The organism is Arthrobacter sp. 131MFCol6.1 (assembly GCF_000374925.1).
Lineage (GTDB): Bacteria > Actinomycetota > Actinomycetes > Actinomycetales > Micrococcaceae > Arthrobacter.
This window is the reverse complement of record NZ_KB895563.1, coordinates 1-1,247: the sequence shown is the minus strand read 5'-3', so window position 1 is coordinate 1,247 and position 1,247 is coordinate 1. Positions and strand designations below refer to the sequence as shown.

Annotated in this window: 1 rRNA gene; it reads right to left on the bottom strand. The window is 57.7% G+C overall.

From position 1 onward, the window contains the following. Positions 1 to 22 precede the first annotated feature (22 nt). Positions 23 to 1,247 (bottom strand): 16S ribosomal RNA (locus tag C566_RS0120330); the annotation flags it as partial.

The window sequence follows — 1,247 nt, the reverse complement described above, 5'->3', positions numbered from 1 at the left end:
GGTGGTTGTAGGTGCTCCTTAGAAAGGAGGTGATCCAGCCGCACCTTCCGGTACGGCTACCTTGTTACGACTTAGTCCCAATCGCCAGTCCCACCTTCGACAGCTCCCTCCCACAAGGGGTTAGGCCACCGGCTTCGGGTGTTACCAACTTTCGTGACTTGACGGGCGGTGTGTACAAGGCCCGGGAACGTATTCACCGCAGCGTTGCTGATCTGCGATTACTAGCGACTCCGACTTCATGGGGTCGAGTTGCAGACCCCAATCCGAACTGAGACCGGCTTTTTGGGATTAGCTCCACCTCACAGTATCGCAACCCTTTGTACCGGCCATTGTAGCATGCGTGAAGCCCAAGACATAAGGGGCATGATGATTTGACGTCGTCCCCACCTTCCTCCGAGTTGACCCCGGCAGTCTCCCATGAGTCCCCGCCATTACGCGCTGGCAACATGGAACGAGGGTTGCGCTCGTTGCGGGACTTAACCCAACATCTCACGACACGAGCTGACGACAACCATGCACCACCTGTGAACCGGCCCCAAAGGGGAAGGACTGTTTCCAGCCCGGTCCGGCCCATGTCAAGCCTTGGTAAGGTTCTTCGCGTTGCATCGAATTAATCCGCATGCTCCGCCGCTTGTGCGGGCCCCCGTCAATTCCTTTGAGTTTTAGCCTTGCGGCCGTACTCCCCAGGCGGGGCACTTAATGCGTTAGCTACGGCGCGGAAAACGTGGAATGTCCCCCACACCTAGTGCCCAACGTTTACGGCATGGACTACCAGGGTATCTAATCCTGTTCGCTCCCCATGCTTTCGCTCCTCAGCGTCAGTTAATGCCCAGAGACCTGCCTTCGCCATCGGTGTTCCTCCTGATATCTGCGCATTTCACCGCTACACCAGGAATTCCAGTCTCCCCTACATCACTCTAGTCTGCCCGTACCCACCGCAGATCCGGAGTTGAGCCCCGGACTTTCACGGCAGACGCGACAAACCGCCTACGAGCTCTTTACGCCCAATAATTCCGGATAACGCTTGCGCCCTACGTATTACCGCGGCTGCTGGCACGTAGTTAGCCGGCGCTTCTTCTGCAGGTACCGTCACTTTCGCTTCTTCCCTACTGAAAGAGGTTTACAACCCGAAGGCCGTCATCCCTCACGCGGCGTCGCTGCATCAGGCTTGCGCCCATTGTGCAATATTCCCCACTGCTGCCTCCCGTAGGAGTCTGGGCCGTGTCTCAGTCCCAGTGTGGCCGGTC